Origin of the sequence: Lactobacillus sp. M0396, assembly GCF_016101625.1 — a bacterium.
Taxonomy (GTDB): domain Bacteria; phylum Bacillota; class Bacilli; order Lactobacillales; family Lactobacillaceae; genus Lactobacillus; species Lactobacillus huangpiensis.
In genome coordinates, this window is the sequence record NZ_JACFQE010000006.1 from 123,320 (window position 1) to 143,493 (window position 20,174).

A 20,174-nucleotide genomic window follows, 5' to 3' on the forward strand; every position below is an offset into this window, starting at 1 on the left:
ACTGCAATTGATGGTCATACTAGTTTAGATGATATTAAAGGTGACATCACTGCCGGACAAGACAACGTTTTAGCTGCTTATAAAGATTCAACTAAGAAACAAATAAATCAAGCACGGGATAATGCTATTAATGAAATTAATGATAAAACTAAGTATCCTAACTTAACTGATGAAGACAGAACTTTACTAATTAACACTATTAAGGACGATGCCACTGAAGGTGTTGATAAGGTCAATAAGGAAACTGATCCTGATCTAATCAAAACTGATAAACAGACTGCAATTGATAAGATTAACAGTGTTAAGAGTACTGCTTCAAGTAAAGATTTGGCAGATCTTCAGAATGAAAAGAGTTCACAACTTAAAGCCTTACAAGATGCTGCTACGAAAGCTAAGAATGCTATTGATAGTATAAATGACAATTATCTTAGCCCAAGTAACAAGCAATATTACAAAAATTTGATTGATCAGCATGCTGCTTCAGCAACTAATGCCATCAATTCAGCAGGTAATAAAGACGCTATCGATACTGCTGAAAAAGATGGTGAAAACAACATAAACGGAGATCTTTTTTCAGCCCAAGTTGCTGCTGCTAAATCACAAGCAATTGCAGAATTGAATCAGGCAAAGAACGATAACAAATCAATTGTTAATGAAGCCCACACGAACGGCACACTTTCTGATGATGATTGGCAGAAAGACCTCGATGCTATTGACAATGCCTATACTACGGCAATAACTGCTGTATCTAATGACTATACTCCATCCGATATTGTTACTGACAAGAACACGGGTATCAGTGCTATGAAAGCTGTTGCTGACAGTATTTCTCAGGATAAAGACAAGGCCGACTTAGCAAAAGCTAAGAATAAAGCGATAGCAGATTTAAGAGATCAAGCTCAAAAACTGCGTGGCCATATTCAAGAAGACCCTAATTTATCTAACAGTGAAAAAAGCGATTACCTTGAGCAAATTGCTTCTGCTCTGAATAATGCAGAGCAAGCAGTTAATGCTGCTGATAAAGATAACGTTAAATCAGCACACAATGCAGGTATTGAAGAATTAAACAACATTAGAAATAATGCTGACTTGCAATCTGCTAGAGACAAAGCTCTAACTAATTTACAAAATGAATTCAATGCTGATAGTGCAGCTATTGACAAATTAGGTAATATTAGTACAACTGGTAAAGATGGTATCAAGACTGATCTTCAAAACGCCTATGACAATGCTGTCAATAAGGTTAAAGATCCGACTTCTAATACTGTTGCATTGATTAATTCGGCAAGTAATGACGGCATTACCACTATGGAGAATATTCTGGGCAAAGCAAAGGGTATCGACCAGACAATCGCTGATGATAAGCAAAAGCTGGAAGATTTTGCTCAAAAAGCAACTGACCGTATTAACGGTTCAACTATGACAGACACTGACAAGAGTGTAGCCATTACCAATATTCAAAAAGCCCGTGATACTGCTAAAGCAGAAGTTGGCAAGCAAACAACAGTTGAAGATGCTAATCAAGCTGAAAAAGATGGTGAAATCAATATTCAAAAAGCAGAAGCCATGGCTAATAATGCAGATTTAGAAAAGGCTAAAACTGCAGCAAAAGCTAAAATTGATAACGCTAGAGAAACAGCTTTAAACAACTTAAAAGATGTGTACGATGCTTTAACTGATGTTGAAAAGAAGCAAGTTCAGAATGCATATGACAAGGCTGTTAAAGCCATTCCGGAAATTGCTGACCAAGCTGAGGCAGCAATTGATACTGCATTAGACAAGGATACAATTACTGGTTTAACTAATGATGCCATCAATTCTATAAACTCAGCTGGTGATACAGCTAATGTTGCAATGACTAAGATTGCAGCTGTTCAAGCTATTAAGGATGCCGCTAATGCCGCTAAGGCTAAATTGTCGAAGGATAGAGATAAACAATCAGTTGAAGAGATTGAAAACTTAGGAATTGCTGATATTAATTCCGCCACTAATAGTTCAACAATACTTGCCATCAAGAATAATGCTCTTAACAGTATCAACAATATTAAAGATTCTGATACAGGTGATAAAGATAAAGATGACGCTCTTTGGGCTAAAAAGAACAAGGCCAATGAGGATCTTGCTAAGGAACTTGCTAATACTACCGCTGCTATTGACAAACTAAATGATTTAACTGCCGACCAGAAGAAGCAATTTAAAGATCAGGCTCAGGCTGCTCACGATAGGGCACATATCAGAATTGAAGGTGCTGCTGAGGATCAAATCGATTCTGAAAAAGGCCTTGGCAAGACTAATATTGATAAAGCACTAACAGATGCTAAACTGCAAGCTGTTAAGAATGTTGCTAAAGCAGATGTTGACAAGACCGCTGATGATGCCATTGATCAAGTTAATAAAGACGATACTATTAATAAAGATGATAAACAAAATATCATCGATAATATCAACAAAGACCGTGACAAGACTAAAGAAGACATTGATAATGCTGACACACCTGATAAAGTTAATAATGCTAAAAACGATGGTGAAGGAGAAATCAAGGGTCACGTTGATAATGGTACCTCATCAGCTAAAGAGAAACAGACTGCTAAAGATAAGCTTGCTGCTGTCGCTGATAAAATTTATGACCGTCTAAAGAAAGACAGGGATAGTGGAAAGCTAGATTATAATCAATATCAAGACCTGAAAGACAAGGTAGATAATGCTGTTGATGCAGCAAACGGAGCCATTTCAAATGCTGACGGTACATCAAACATTAATGGTGCTGAAAGTGATGGTGAAAGTGCCTTAAGCGGAATTAATACTGATATTGATAAAGTAGAAGCAGTTAACACCGCTTTAGGTAAGTTGTCTGATGCGGTTAACAAAGCTAATGATGCTGCTGATGCGGTTGCTAAAGAAGTAGGTAAGACTGAGGAAGAGCAGCAAAAACTTGTCAAACAAATGAAAGATGCTATTGAAAAACAGCGTGCTGATGCGGCTAAGAACATTAAAGATGCTCAAAACGCAGCAGATGATCCACTAAATGCCATTAAGACTGCTGGTCAAAAAGGTGTTGATACCATTACCGGTCTGACTAATGATTACACCGATAAGGTTGACCAGATTAAGACTCTGAAGCAAAAAGCTGATGCAGCTAAGGACGATCTTAACAAACTTAAGACAGATGAAAATGGCAACCCTGTACTTACTGCAAGTGATGTTGCACAAGGTGAAGCTGAGATTGACGACGCTGTGCAAACTGGAATCAGCGATATTTACCAAGCATCTTCTGTAGATGATGCAAAAACAGCGGAACAAAAAGCTGAAGACGCGGTTGAATTAGCGAAGTTGCCAACTAAACTTCTCGCAGAAAAGAACAAACAGATTGCTGCTATCAACCAGTATGCTACTGCTGCTGAAAGTGATATTGAAAAATTGACTCAAACCGATCAGAATAAGAATGGTCTGCCAGCAGACACTATCGCAGAACTTAAGGCGCAAGTTGAAGCGGCAAAGAATAAGGCTATTTCTAAGATCAATGATGTTACTTTAGCAGAAGGTGCGAGCCAAACTGACTTTAACGAAGCTAAAGCCAAGGTTGATAATGCTGAAAAAGGTGTTCCTGAAAGTAACGAAACAGTTGACTTTGGTGAAGCTGGAGTTGATAAAGTTAAAACACTTGCCAAACAAAAAGCCGATGTTGTTAAGGCCAAGAATGACGCAATTGCTGAACTTGAGCAGAAACAAGAAGAAGCAAATAATAAAATCAAAGATTCAGGTTTGTCTCCTGCTGATCAAGGACCTTTGAAGGATCAAGTACAAAAGCTCGTTGATAAAGCTAAGGATCAGATTATTAATATCTCTGACACAGATGATAACGGTCATGTTAAGACTCCTGAACAAATAAAAGATGAAGCCGATACAATTATTAACAATACTGTTAACGGCTTCGAGGATCCAAATAACAATAATAAAGTACCTGGAATTGGCAATATCGTTGATCAAGCTAAACTTGATGGTGCTAAGACAACAGCTGAAAAAACTCTTAATAATAAACGTGCTCAAGCGCATGACGTTATTAACGGCTCACAATTAACTGCAGATCAAAAGCAAAAAGCTAATAAAGCTATCGATGATGCCTTTAATACCGAAAAGTCTGATATTGATAGTAAGACCGACATAAATGATGTTCCAAAAGATGAAGATCAGATTGGTAAAGCTATCGACGCTATCTTGACTAAACCTAGTGAATGGTTCGATGACGAACACGATAATGCTTTGTCAGGTACAGATGGTATAGCTGGTTTACAAGCTGGTCTTGATAAATTAACTGATATGCAAAAGGCCGATCCTGATTACAAAGATTACCTCAATGACATTAATAATGCTATTACAGCAATTAATAATGCTCAGAACATTAAGGATGCAAGTTCAGCTTACGACAAGGGTATGACGTTACTTAACAAGTTGAATGCCCTTGATCAGGTTAAGACTGATGCTAATAAGGCTAAAACTAATATTGATAATAGTGATTTAACTGATAAAGCTAAAGATCGTCTAAAAGGTGACGTTGATAAAGTTGTTGAAGACACCAAGGACAAGCTTAACCAGATCGATTCTTCTGTTGATAACGCTTCAACTAACAAGGACAAGATTGATCAGATTACCCATGATGCTCAAAGCGATATTACCACCATTGAAAACGACTTTGGTATTGAAGACCAATCTCAAGATGCTGTTGATGCCAACAATGAAATTTCCCAGAACCATAGTGATGCGGTAGATACAATTCACAATGAATTTGGTGATGACAGCAAGACACCTAAGACTGATGATGCTTACGAAAAGAATAAGCATGTTCATAGTTCATCGCAAGATGGTATCAACTCTGATAAGACCAACGCTGATAAGGAAATTTCTAAAGGCGCAATTGACGATGCAGTTGATATTGCTAAAGATAAAGTCAACCATCTGAAGCATGAAGACGGCACTGATTATACTGATGCTGATAAGAATAAGATTAATGAGCAGATTGATAAGGATGCTACAGATGCCAAGGATAATATCGATAAAGCTGACAAAATAACTGATATTGATAATATTCGTGATAACGGTATCCACCAAATTCATCAGGATTGCTCTGACCCATCTACAATTGATAATATTTTGCATGGTAATAACAGCAATGACAATAACGGTGGTGGCGGAGTAGTTGCTCCTATTCAACCAGCCAATCCAGCTAAGAACCCAACTACTAACCCTTCTGACAAGGATAAACCTAATGGAACCAATGATGTTGGTAACTCTGTAGATGTAACTTTGATGCACAATGCCTACCTATACGATGAAACTGGCAAGCGTGCTAACAAGATTACTCTTGGAGCTGGGTCAGTCCTAACTACTTATGGCACTAAGACCATCAATGGTAGAGACTACTACGTCCTTGTTGATAAAGGTGCTAACAACAAGAAATACTATGTTGCTGTTGGTAACGTTGTTGCGGCTACGCGCAAACTGAAGCATAACGCATATATTTACAATCAATTTGGCAAACGGGTAAAGAACACTGGCGTATTCAAGAAGGGCAAGCTAGTTAAGACCTTTGGTAATGCTGTCAAGATTCGTGGCAAGAAGTACTTCATCATTGACAAGAACCGCTTCGTTAAAGCTGCCAACTTTGCTAAAGGAGTTGTTACTGTAAGCACAGCCAAAGTTGAAGTAGTTCCAACCAGTGCAGTTGCTGAAAAGCCACAAACTGTTGTTGAAAAGACTTTAATGCATAATGCTTACCTGTATGATCAAAATGGTACTCGTGCTAATAAGTTGATCTTCCAGGCAGGCTCTAAAGTCGAAACTGTTGGCAAGAAGACAGTTAACGGCAGAGTTTACTACGAACTTCTAGATGGTATGTTTATTGCAGCCGGCAATATTGATGCTAAGAAGTTGAAGTTAAAGCACAATGCCTACGTTTATAACAAGTATGGTCATCGTGCAAACAAGAAAGTACTGAAGAAACGTAAGTCAGTTAAGACTTATGGTAATTCAGTCAAGATAAACGGCAAGAGATATTTCATTACTGCAAAAGGACGTTTTGTTAAAAAAGCTAACTTTTAAATTGAAATAGCTTAAATGAAATGCCACAAATTGTTGAAATAACAGTTTGTGGTTTTTTATTTATATTAAAAATATTATTCTTATAGGTAATTACTGCAGATTTTCACCCTAGATAATAAATCTTTTAAGTATATCTCAAAAATGGCTAAATATATATTTGTAATTTTAATTTAGTATTCGTATAGCATAAATAATTATTTCAAAAAACTATTAAATTAAAAATATTTATATAATATTAAGATATAAAATATTTTTTGTAATAATATAGCTATTGTTATTTTTAACTTTAAAAATACTGTATTAATAGTAGTTTGTTAAAAATATGTTATTTTAAAAAAGTTATTTATACTGTGCATAATAATGTTACTAAATTGACAGTAAAAATAACAGGACTTACAATTAATATGTAATTATAATTTTGAGGAAGGATTATTATGCTAGGTAAAAATAATAATAAGGAAAGAATACGTAAAATGGAAATGCAGGCAAAGCAAGACCACTTTTCAATTCGTAAATTGACAATTGGTGCTGCTTCTGTCTTGCTCGGTTTTACATTTTTTGGCTTAAACAATCAAACAGTTAAAGCAGATACAGTTGATCCGGCAAATGAAGAAGTAAATTCTCAAAAAAATGAGAATGAAACAACTAAAACAGAACAAACTGGGGATACTGCAAAAACTGCAACTACAGAAAAGCAGTCAAGTCAAGATAATACAAAGCACGATTTAAGCACATTTTCTGGCTTAAGTTCGTTTTTAAGAGATAGTGGCAGTGACTCAAAAGCTAGTCACAGTTTATCAACTGGTCAGGTAAAATCAGAAAAGACAACCTCTGATCCAACAAATAGCTCGGACCAACAGTCTAGTGAGGATCAACAAACCGATGAAGTCTCATCCGCTAAAGGAGATACAACAACAAAGCCTGCTGATTCAACTGCTGTAGTAGCGGAAGATTCAAATGCTGCTGAAAACACAGAAATAAATACTAGGGATGCTGGTGTAGCACAGGTCCATACCTTTAATGAACTTATAGCTGCATTTCAGAATGAATCTATATCAGAAATTGACGTCATGAACGATATTACTGACGGACCAGAGAATGGATCACAAGCATACTACTTCTATGGCAGGAAAATGTTGATTAAATCCGCTGGCAATGGTAATACCAGATTTAAGGTGGATTTGAAAGGTAACCACCTCCAATTAAATAGTGGCAGTACTCAGGATTTAGATATAACGTACGACAACCTTGATTTATGGAGTGCCGATATCTGGGGCGTCATCATGACTGATGATTACAATAAGGACGGGCATTTTTCAAAAGTAACGTTTAATAATGTTAATTTCCATGGTTCGCAGATGGTTCACTGTGGTAACAATACTAAAATTTACTTTACAGGAACTAACTATGGTGAAGTGACTCATACACCATATCCTGGCATTACAATATCAAGTGGTGATGTTCAACAACTATTTGAATTTACAGGTTCAAACAACTCAATTGATTTTAGCGGTACTTTTACCGGTAAAACTGTCGGTGGTAACGTATTAGAAATGGCTGGGAGCAACAATGTTGTTAATATTGCCAAGGATGCCAAGGTAACACTTGCTCCTCGAATCTATGTTCCTAATAATAGCTTAGGCTCTAACGCTGCTGAACATACTGGGCTTCCTTTAGCTATCGCCATGTTAGGTAATAATGAAGCCGTGAATGTTAATGGTGAATTAAACATCATAGTTGGTAGTGATCACTATAATGGTACAAATGACAACGATCAATCCAGTGCAATCCTGATTAATGATGGCAACTCTGTTTTTAATATTAATAGTGATGCGAAAGTAAATATTACTACTAACGGTGATATAGCTAATAACTGGGGCAATAGAAACCTGATTTATGATGGTGGTAATTTTAACATTTTACCACGGGGATCGTTAAACATTAATGGTTCAAATATGGGCGACTATTCTGGTACTTTAGTCTTAATTAGGGGTACAGCCAACATTGAAAACGGTGGTTTTAACATCATTCTTGGAACGCCAGGTCCAAATGGTAGATACGTAGATGGCGGTAATGGCCAAATACTTTTGGTAGATGTGCAAGGCGGAAAGTTACTTGTTAATAATCCCACTTCATTAATTTTGAATGTCCAGGGTAATACCAATCCTGCTACGAGTATTATCGGCACAATGCCGATTACCTTAACAAATGTTCGGCAACAGTTTGATTTGAGCTCAACGCAAACTGGGGTTGGTAAAGTAACATTACCACCATTTCACGTTTTGACTGTTAGGAAAACTGATAGTACGATTGCAGTCGATAATATTGAGTTGCTTAATGGTCAAGAAAAGCTAACTGCAGATAAATTAGCAGAAATTAAAGCGCAGGCAGCCAAAGCTCATATTTCACTTGATAAATTGCCGGCTGATGTTCAAAATTCGTTGGCTGATGGTATTAAGAACGGCTGGACTTACGATCAAATCTTTTCGGATATTATTCAAAAGGCATTCAATAATAGCAATAATTTTGGCTATAACAACATTAGTTTCATTCCAGCCAATCCGAGTGGTTTTTTGGATATTGATCCTGGTAAGGTACAGATAACCAGAAATTCTGATGGTTCACAAACAATTTCCGGTGAACCAGGCAGCGTAATTAATTATAATTCTGCTGTTGATGGTCCGGATTCAGATCCAGAAAATTTGAAAAACCCATTTAGTTTGATTCTCCCAGTTGCTACTAAAGCATATATTATGGCTAATTTAATTGATAGTATGGGGGTAAAAACTGCGTGGACTCCAAAGGATCATAATGGCAAGAATTTAATTGACAACCCATATTCGCAAACAAAAGACACTACAAGAGATTCAAGCAACAGTTCTTTGAATCCTTTACCAACAGAATTTGCAGCGATTGTAAATGATGATGGTTCATTTAGTTTTACTATTCCAGCCGATCAAACGATTAAGTTTGATAAAGGCTACTCTGTAGAATTAACTCCAAATGCAAACTTTGTTAGCTACGATCCGTCTAGTGTAGCTGCAGGGCGTCGCCCAATAATTAAAAACTTGGATATTCTAACTTTAGCAGACGCTCAAGATCAAGCTGCAAAGGCAATTACTGATGCAATAAGTGATGCGAAAATTCATAGACCTAATAATCTAACTGATGCTCAAGTTAAAGACTTTAATGAACAATTAGATAAAGTTGCGTCTGCTGCATCCAAAACAATTAATTCCGATAATGAAAAAAGTTCAGTTTATGCTTCAAGTGCAAACACTTTAACCGAGGTTAACAATCGTAAGAAGGCTGCCCTTGATGCAATTAAGAACATCGTAAGTCAGGCGCAAAATTCTTCAACTATCGAGTCTTCTCGCGATAGTGCAATTACAAATTTAAATAATGAAGCCACATTGCAGTCAAAGAGATTCCCTACAATGGTAGATGCAATTAATGCTGCACGTGATAAAGCAATTAATACTATCAAAGGTATTCAAGCTGATAAAGATATTAATGAAGCAATGAAGAATGGTATTAATGCAATTGATCAGGCGGCTTATGGTTATAAAAAGAGTATTGAAACTGATCTTAAGCAAAAAATTGATCAAGTCTATGTTGATGCTCACAAGCTAGCAAGCGATCCTAACTTAAGTCAAGAAGAGAAGGATGAAGTAGTTAATTTACCGACTCGTCTGGCTCGTGCTCAGGCTATCGCTCAACCAGAAGGCGATATTGAAAAAGATCTTGACCAAGTATCAGTAGATGGGCACCAAAAAGAAGCTCAAGGTATAATTGATAAAGTTAATAAAACAATTCAAGCACTGAAAGACTTACAAGCTGTTGCTCAAGATGAAATTAAAAATCATGCCGATAAGACTGCAGAAATAAAGGATTCTTATAATAAAGCAGTTCACGACATTATCACTGGTGATGATCCTGATGGTTCCAAGGGTAAGGAGTCTATTAAGGATATAAATGCTGATCAAGAAGCAAGTAAAATTAATGCTGCAGCAGCTGCTGCCAAACAGCGAGTGCAGAATTCAGGCATTAGCTTAGATCAACAGACTCCTTTATTAGATGCAATTGATCAAGCAGCAGAAGTTGCAACAGCTAAACCAGGAAGTGCTAAGTATGATGAGCAAAAGTCAATTTATGGTACTTCTGATAACACAGCGATCCAACAAAGAGAAACAGCAGCACAAACTATTTTTGATCAAAATGCAGCAAAAGCTGAAATCATGGGATATGCAAATGCTAATGAAAATTCGCTAGGCATTTCTTCAAACTCTGAAATAGAAAAAACAGTAAGTGATGGTTTGACTAATATTGATAAAGCAAGCGATTCTGCGGCTGTTTCGACAACTGAGGAGTCAACTAAGCGGTCAATTTTAAGACAGCTTTCTAAGATTAAACTTGCTAAAGTAGAAAGCGATATTGAGACCCAACTGCGTGGTTTGCCTGGTTTGTCAGCAAATGATATTGACAATAGCGTGGCAAATGCACAGAAACTGCTCAATAATTCAAACACTCCTCTTGGTTATAACCAGCGCATTGATCAGGCAGACAGCTTAACTGCAATTGATTCAGCGCGTAATGATGGTATCGATGCCTTAAACAACTTACTGGCTACAGCTAAAGCTAATGGTGAGCGTAACAATTCCTTGGCTGATGCTATCAAGCAGATCAGACAAGCGCAAACAAACGCTAATAACCAAATCGATCAGACAAGCAATCTGACTGATGAACAAAAGAAAGCATATCATGATCAAATCAGCAAGGTAGTTAACGACAATATCGATACTTTAAACAAGGTCGATAGTTCTAAAATCGCTGAGACAGTCACTAACGCTAAAAACAGTATAGATAATATTGTAAGCGATGCACAGGGTACTGCCAATAAGGAGGTAGAAGAAGCTAGAACCAATGCAGCTCAAGACATTGATACAGCTGTTAATGATGCAAAAGCTAAAATTGAAAGCATCGATGATAGTCAACTCAGTCCTTCAAATAAGAAGTATTATGAAGACCAAATTGATCAAGATGCCCAGGCTGCAAAGGCTAAAATTGCTTCGTCTCAAAATGTTTCTGATATCACTTCGGCAAAGCAAGAAGGTCAAAACAATATTCTTAAAGATTTAGGTGCTGCTCAAATCACAGCCACTAAGGCTCAGGCAATTAGTAAATTGCAACAGGCCAAGGCTAATGCCAAAAATACTCTTGCAAATTCTCATCTTGATCCGGCAATAGTTCAAGCAAAACAGGACCAGATTGATGCGGGTTATGATCAAGCAATCCAGGCGATCACTAATGACCATACAGTAACTGATATTAACACTGATGCTCAAACAGGAATTGATGCCATTAATTCTGTTATTAATTCTCTTTCTCCTGATCTCGAAGCTCAGGCCTTAGAACAACAGCGTCAAACTGCAATTGGAAAATTAAAAGATGCGCGTGATTCTGCAAGCAGTCAGATTACTAATGATCCTAATTTAGGAGTAACCGAAAAGAATGACTACTATAATCAGATTACCAATGCCTTCAATCAGGCTCAAACTGCCATTCAAGGAGCAAATAAAGATGATATAGATGCAGCATTAACTAAAGGTAAAAATGATTTAGCAAACATTCAAACTGCAGCAAACTTGCAGTCTGCAAAAGACCAGGCTTTAGCAGCTCTAATGGATGAGCGTAATAAAGTAAAAGAGCAGATTGGCAATATGGATCAGATTACCAGTGCTAACAAAGCAGAATTACGTGCAAAAGTAGATGCTACTTATGATATTGGTGTTAATGGAATTAATGATAAAAACACCACTACCAATGAGCAACTTAATAAAATTGTCCAAAATGGTAAGTCATCAATTGATGATGTGATTAGTGACGTAAATGTTAATAAGATCCTTAATAAACAAAAGCTTGATGATTATGCTCAAAAGGCGATTGACCGAATTAATAATTCGTCAGATATTACCAATGATGTCAAGACAACAACTATTAATAACATTACATCTGCACGCGATAACGCAAAATCAATAATTGATTCTACAAATGCTGTCTCTGATGCTAATATAGCTGAGAAAAAGGGCGAATCAGATATTGATGCTGCAGAAGCTGCAGGTAATGGCTTTAATACATCTAAAACTGATACTAAAAATAGTATTGCCAATGCTGCAAGCAGTGCCAAGAATCGTTTAAGTGACATTTATAGCAAATTGTCTGATGAACAAAAAAATGAAGTAAAGAATAAATTTAATGATGCAATTACTCAGCTTGGGTCAATCCCAGCGGATGCAAATAATAAAATTGATGCTGCCACAAATAAAGAACAACTAACTGGAATTTATCAAGATGCATTAAATAAAATTAATAACATTGAATCTGCTGCCAAGTTAGCTAGTGATAAAATTGTTGCCATTGATTTGATTAAAAATACAGCATACGCGGCTCGAGCTAAACTAAATGATTCACGAGACCAAAATGCAGTTTTTGCAGTGGCTGATTTAGGCATTAATGATATTGGCGCGGCCAATGACAGCGCTACAGTTGAGAAAATCAAAAATAATACCTTACAGGGCATTGGTAACGTAGTTGCTAATGCAAGTAAGAGTGATGCAGATGATATCCGTAAGCAAAGAGATCAAGCAATTAAAGAACTTGATAAAGCTCTTGGAAAAGGCTCAAGTGATACCGGTGTTCTACCAGAAATAAATGGTTTAAGTGATTTAACCTCTGATCAGCTGGCTAAGTTTAAACAACAAGCACAAGATGCTTATAATCATGCTGTTGCAAACGTCAGTGGCGCTCTATCTGAAAATATTGATACAGAAAAGAATACCGGTCTAAGCAATATTTACCAGGCTTTGGCTGATGCTAAACTGCAGGCAGCTAAAAATAAGGCAAAATCTGCTTTAGATGATAAAGCCCAAACTTCAATTGCTAAAGACGCTAAAGACACGTCTACAATTGAAAGCGAGCGGGATAAGGCAAAAGACAATATTGATAAAGCTCAAAATGAAGATGATGTGCAAAAGGCTCAAGATGAGGGTAATAAAGCAATTGAAGCAATTGTTGATACAGCTAATGATGAGAACATTACTAACGCTAAGACTTCTGCTAAAAATGATTTTGATAATTCAACTAATAAATTACAACAGCAAATTGATCAAGACTTGGCTGATAAAAAATTAGGTCAAGACCAATATAATGATTTGAAGAATAAAATTGATCAAATTCGTCAGTCTGGTGAAACTAGAATAAACTCTGCTACTAACCAGGGTCAATTATCTGATGCTAAAGGTCAGAATAATGCTGATTTGAACAAAGTTAATAATGAAATTGTCAAGGCAGAATCTGTTAATAATGCCTTAACTAAATTGCAAGATGCAGTTACGAAGGCAAACGAAGCTGCAGATAAGATTGCTAAAGATAATCCTGATCTTGCGGATCAGATGAGAGATCGCATTAAGTCAGAACGTGATAAAGCTGCTCAAAATATTCAAGCTGCTCAAAACAACACGACTGATGCAAATAGTGCAATTAATCAAGCAGCGCAAGCTGGTAATGATGCAATTAGTGGCTTAACTCAGCGATTCGAAGAAAAGAACAAACAAATTAATACTTTGAAAGAATATGCTGAAACTGCTAAGGCAAAATTACCTGGTTCAGGACTTGATCCAACTGAAATAAGTCAAAATGAAGCTGCAATAAATGACGCAATGCAAAAAGGTGTTAGCGACTTATATGGTGCCGATGATAATGTAGACTTAGGTCAAGTTGAAAAAGCTGGTGAAGCTGCGATAGATCAAGCAGGTATTCCAGCTAATTTACTAAGTGAAAAGAATAAACAAATTGCGGCTATTGATAAGTATGTCAAAGATAAGGGCAGTATTGGTCAAGTTGCAAGTCATTTAAGTGATCAGCAAAAGGCTGACCTGCAAGATCAGCTTAATCAGTTAGTTCAAAAGACTAAGAATGAAATTAGTAGAGTTGCTTTACCAAGCAGTCCGACAACAACAGATCTCGAAAATGCTAAAAAGAAATTACAAAATATTGAAAAGGGGCTCGATAGCGAGGGACACTCAATCAATTTAGGTGAAACTGGAATTGACCAGCTATACCAAACAGCTAGAAATAAAGAAGAAATCTATCAAATTAAGCAAAATGCTATCAATAATCTTCTTGAGCAAAAAGCAGAAGCTGATAAAAAGCTTGAGGATTCCGGTTTAGTAAACTCCGATTTACAAAAGCAAAAGCAGAAGATCCAAGATATTTACGATCAAAGCAAGGCAAAGATTAACGCAGTTCCAACAACAGATGAGAACGGAAATGATCGTTCTACTGATGACATCAAAAAGGACGTTGATCAGATTGTCAACAATGCAACTCAAGGATATTCTGATAACAATTCTGGCAGTCACATTCCTGGCTTTGCTGATGTTGTAAAAGATACTAATCTTGCTGCTGCCAAAGCAAAGGCAGAGGATATTTTACAAAGAAAATATTCAACAACTCACAACATTATCGGCTCATCTCAACTAACTGCTGATCAAAAGAAAGCATTAAACAAGATAGTTGATGATTTATATGCAACTGAAAAAGCAGACATAGAACAGCAAACTGAAATCAATAAAATTCCGACTGACGAAAATCAAATTGGTACTAAGCTAACTGATACTTATCAAAATACTTCTGAATGGTTTGATTATAACCAAGCTAATGCCTTAAAGGGTGCTGGAGATGAAATAACAGGCCTGGAAGCAGGATACAATGGTTTAACTGAAACACAAAAAGCCAATCCTGATTATCAAAGGAATATTCAAGCTATACGTGAAGCAATTGATGCAATTAAGCATTCAACTAATATTGGCTCCACTACTCAAGCTTATAGCAACGGAATCAATGCTTATAATGAGCTGATGTCCAAAGAAAAAGTTAATGATATGTTCAATAAGGCAAAGGACACGCTTAATAATATAGATAGCCTACTTCCTCAAGATAGAGATCATTTCAAAAATAGACTTGATGGCATACATGGAAGCATAGATAGTGTGCTTACACAAGATGCTCAAGCTGATGCATCTTACGAGAATATTGCAAATCAGATGAACCATGATATTGACATGGCAAGGCAAGCAATTGATCAGTTAATGCAGCAAGCATTATATGCAGTTAAGAGTTCTGCCAATAGGGATGTTGAGGCTGAATACAAAGGTGCAGTTGCCCAGAACCAGAGGTATTTTGGTGATTCCGCATGGATTTATGCAACTAATAGTGAGCATGACAAATATAAAGATATCTCTGGTAATTCTTATGATGAAGTTTTGAATAATAGAATAACTGGGATACGGGAGATTGCCAAAGCGGCTGTCTCAGATGCTGCTACTAATGCTAAGAAGAAAATTGATAATAACAGGGTCAAGCATGAAAACGGTGATAACTATACTGACGATGAAAAAGCCAAGATTAAGACTGAAATCGATCGCATTTTAGCTGATGCTCAGGAAAAGATTAATCAAAATAATACTTTAACTGATATTGACGGCAAGCGTGACGATGGTATTGAAGCGATTAATAAGGCTTCATCAGATTCAACTGTCATTGATAAAATTATTAAAGATAGTGCCAACAACAATAATAATGGCAATAATGATAATTCCAATGGTGGTGGAGACAATTCTAATTCCGATGGCAATGGCAGTACTTCATCTAATCCTGCTGACCCAGCTAAGCAACCAACCAATGATAAAGAAAATGGAGCTAATGGAACTCCAAATGATTTAGGTGAAAGCACTAATGTGACTTTAATGCATAATGCCTATCTATATGATGATTCTGGAAAACGGGCTAACAAAGTTACACTTGGTGCCGGCTCAATTCTTTCAACTTACGGTACGGTTACTATTGCAGGACGTGAATATTATGTACTAGTTGACACACATAATAATAACAAGAAGTATTATGTTGCTGCAACAAATGGCCAGGCCACTAAGCAAAAATTGACTCACAATGCGTATGTTTATAACCAGCTTGGCAAGCGGGTTAAGAAGACAGGAGTTTACAAAAAGGGTCAACTGCTTAATACATTCGGTGGAGTCGTTAAGATTCGCGGTAAAAGATACTTCACTATCGCGAAGAACCGCTATGTCAAAGCAGGAAATGTAAAATTAGTAACTGCTATGGGATCAGCGGGTGAAGAAGTTGCTGCAGAAACTATTAATACTGCAGTTCAACCTGTTGAGACTACGACTAAGAAATTAATGCATAATGCTTATCTATATGATGAAAGTGGTAAACGTGCTAATAAGTTAATTATCAACTCGGGTTCAGAAATTAAAACAGTTGGTAAGAAAACTATTAGTGGTAAAACCTATTACGTTTTAACAGATGGATTGCTTGTAAATAGCGGCAATATTGATGCCGAGAAATTAAAGCTGAAACATAATGCCTATATATACAATAAGTATGGTCATCGTTTAGGTAAAAGAGTTTTGCGTAAACATAAAGTTGTTAAGACTTATGGTAATCCTATTAAAATTGGTCATAAGAAATTCTATGTCATAGCAAATGGTAAATATATTAAGAAGGCAAACTTTTAGGTAGTTAATCTTTAAAATTGAGTAGTTGGTAAAACACGGAAGACCTCAAATTTAGAATAAATTTGAGGTCTTTTTGCTCCTAAAATTTTTAATTAAGACATTAGTTTGATTAGCTAATTTAAAAAAATCAAATTTGAGAGTTACAATCTATCAAAATTATATTGAGCTTTAGCTGAATCGGAGATCTTTTAAATATAAAAACAATGAAGGGACATAAAGTATCAAAACCTATGCAAATCAAATCTCTATTAATAATTAGAGATTTATAAAGAGAGAAACTTTTAGATAATTTAGTCTCAAAAAAAGGACTAAATAGTAAATTTCATGAATAGTGTCATTTAGGTGATACTATTTTTATACATAAAATTAATAAAATATTCGAATATAGATTTAGTTAGAAAATATCATTTTAAATAACATTAAAAATATAAGATTAATATATCAGTTTTATATTATTATTAACTTTTTATGTTATTTTAATTTTAAAAGCAAGTACTATATTTTATTATAAATATAACAAATATTAATTTATAAAATAAAAAGTTAAATTTACAACTATTGAGTTTTTTTTATTTTAATCCTAAACCAAAAGCATTAGATACAAATTTACATTTTTATTTTTTAAGTTTAAAATTAAATTTTAAAATAACACTTATTTGTAGAAAATAATTTGTTTCCAAAGCTATATTGACAAAAAATAACTATAGTTATAGAATTTAGAATGTAATTAAATTTTCAAGGAAGGAAAACTCATGCTAGGTAAAAATAACTATAAAGAACAACTAAGAAAAATGAAAATGCAGGCAAAACATGACCGATTCTCAATTCGTAAATTGTCTATTGGTGCTGCTTCTGTTCTGTTAGGTTTCACTTTTTTCGGATTAGGCAGCAAGACTGTAAAGGCTGATGTTGTTGAGCCATCACAACAAGTAGAGACAAAAACAAAATCTGGGTCAAATGATTTGGAATCTAATATAACTACATCAGGAAATAAAGTGCTGACTTCTGAATCTGATAAAAATGGCAAGCAGAATAAAAAGTCTGAAAAAAGCGCTAAATTGTCTACTTTCTCAGGTTTGGCATCATTTTTGAGAGATAGGGATGATGTAAAAGATTCTAAAACAGTCAAAGATCAGGTAAAAAAAGCTGTGAAAGGCTCGGATCAAACTGTTTCTGCTAACCATCCAGAAACCGATTCAAATAATGAAGATGTTAATGATACTAACATAGTCTCAGAAACTAATACTTCAAATGATAGCAAGTTGCCAGAAAGTTCTCATGATAGTGAGATTAAAACGATTGATGATGATGTCTCTAACGATAATCAAACCACTGAAACCGATAAAATTATAGATGTAAAAGATAAAAGTAGTTTTGTAAAGGATGCAAGTAACGGCTTGTCTTTTAAAGCTTATAATTGGAATGATTTTCAAAATGCATTGTATAACAAAGACATCAATGAAATTCTTATAATGAATGATATTAGTGCCCCATCTAATAATGGAAACAACACATTTGATGTTCCAGGAAGAGATTTAATAATTAGATCTAATGGAAACTCTAAATGTACCCTGAATTTTACTGGTTTTTCACCGAAACAAAAATCAGGTACAAGTGCAAATGTGGTTTATCAAAATTTGAATTTAATTAGTGGTGACTATTATGGTGTTTGGAGTACTGAAAATATTAATGGATCATATCAGTCTACGATCACTTTTAAAGACTGTACATTTAACGGTTCACAAATGATATATGCTGGAAGTAATACACATATTCGTTTCACTGGAAATAATGAAGCACATACAGCTAAATGGCCAAACCGTAATGATCAACAATTATTTGAATTTGCAAGTGGGAGAACCAACGATAGTATAGAATTTTTAGATGGCAATTTTGTTGGATCTACGTACGGTGGTTCTATCATTGAAATGAAAGGTAATGGTAACTCCGTAAAAATTAATAGAAATGCCACAGTAACACTTAACCCTGTTCAAGATTATGATGGTAACAGTGATACTGGCGAATGGGGTTATCCATTTAGTGCAATTTACATGGAGGGTAATGGCAACGTATCAGTATCAGGTACACTGAATATTAATATTGGCATTGATACTGTTCGACCTTATCAGGGTGTAAGAAATAGCGGTAAGTCTAGAGCTATATATTTAAGTGCCCCGGCTTCTACATTTAATATTTTACAAAATGGGCAAGTGAATATTAACACAAATGGTAATATCACTAATAGGAATACTGGAAATTTATTTTACAATAACGGTAGTCTTACCATTAGTCCAAAAGCTGAACTGAATATTGTTGGTAATGATATGGGTGATTATTCAGGAACATTAGTTTATATTACCGGTTCAGCTGAAGTTGAAAATGGTGGCTTTAATATTAGTTTAGGTAAAAAAGCAGGTAGTGGTGCCATAACTTTGCTAGACGTTAAAGGTGGCACATTTAAAGTTGATAATCCAAGTTCATTTGTGTTAGATGCTCATAATAATCAAAATTATGATACAAGTATTATAGGTAATAATCGAATTACTGTTACTAACGTTCGGCAAGAGCTACAAACTATTACAGGATCTAAGTTTACACTACCACCATTTCATGTTTTACAAATGCAGAAATCAGGTACAGGCGTCTCAGTTAACAATATGGAAATGCTTGATGGTAGCAAAGTATTGACTAAAGAGCAATTAACGGAAATTGAAAATGACCCTGAATTAAAGGAAATTCTCAATGATGATAGATTTAGTGCTTTTCTGGATGCTGCAAAAGCTGCTGTAGCAAGTCCAGGAAATAATTTGCTTGATAAGATTATGAAAACAGCTTTTGAAACTGCTTTGAGTACCAAGGATTCAGCTAGTTACAATTATGTTAAATTCGTTCCTGCTAATCCAAGTGGGTATTTGGATATAGACACTGATAGCTTAGTGGTTGTACAAAATGAAGATGGCTCAAAATCCATTAAAGGTAGAGTCAAAAATTATAACGGATCTGACGACGGACCAAGTAAAGAAAATGCTTTTTATAAGTACTTTTCAAAAGGTACAGATGGTTATATAATCGCTAAGTATATTTCTAGTAATCCAAAATATAATGGAATAATTCAAGAAGATAAAACTTTAAAGCCTTATGTCAATACTAATGATACTTTTCGTGGTGACATTGGTGATAATATCAAAGAGTTACCAAGTGTATTTACATCTAAAATAAATACTGACGGATCCTTTGAAGTTAGAATCCCGTCAGATGTTTTAGCAAATCTAAGTAAGGAAGACAAAGTTGAATTAACTCCTAATGCTAACTTTGTAGGGTACAGTCCAGATGCAATTGATTCTGGAGTTCGACCAGTTGAAAAAGGCTTAGAAATTACTGGAGAATCAGGTGATTTAGAAGCTAATAAGACTGCGCAAAAGGCTTATATTAGTTCGATGGCTGAAGCGGCCAAGAAGCGAATACAAAATGCATACGATA

General features: G+C 35.5%; 3 protein-coding genes. All 3 read left to right on the top strand.

Features of this window, described 5'->3' with window-relative positions:
* The coding region (locus tag H3T43_RS08170; protein WP_198213862.1) for an SLAP domain-containing protein at positions 1-6,096 on the top strand (6,096 nt) is incomplete at its 5' end.
* 434 nt (positions 6,097-6,530) lie between these two features.
* Positions 6,531-16,694: an SLAP domain-containing protein gene (locus tag H3T43_RS08175; RefSeq protein ID WP_198213864.1), complete on the top strand. Its 10,164-nt coding sequence runs from the start codon at positions 6,531-6,533 to the stop codon at positions 16,692-16,694.
* 752 nt (positions 16,695-17,446) lie between these two features.
* A partial coding sequence (locus H3T43_RS08180) for a pectate lyase-like adhesive domain-containing protein (protein ID WP_198213865.1) occupies positions 17,447-20,174 on the top strand: 2,728 nt, incomplete at its 3' end.

Coding starts and splice junctions, on each gene's coding strand:
- H3T43_RS08175 (WP_198213864.1), top strand. CDS start 6,531: ATGCTAGGTAAAAATAATAATAAGGAAAGAATACGTAAAATGGAAATG.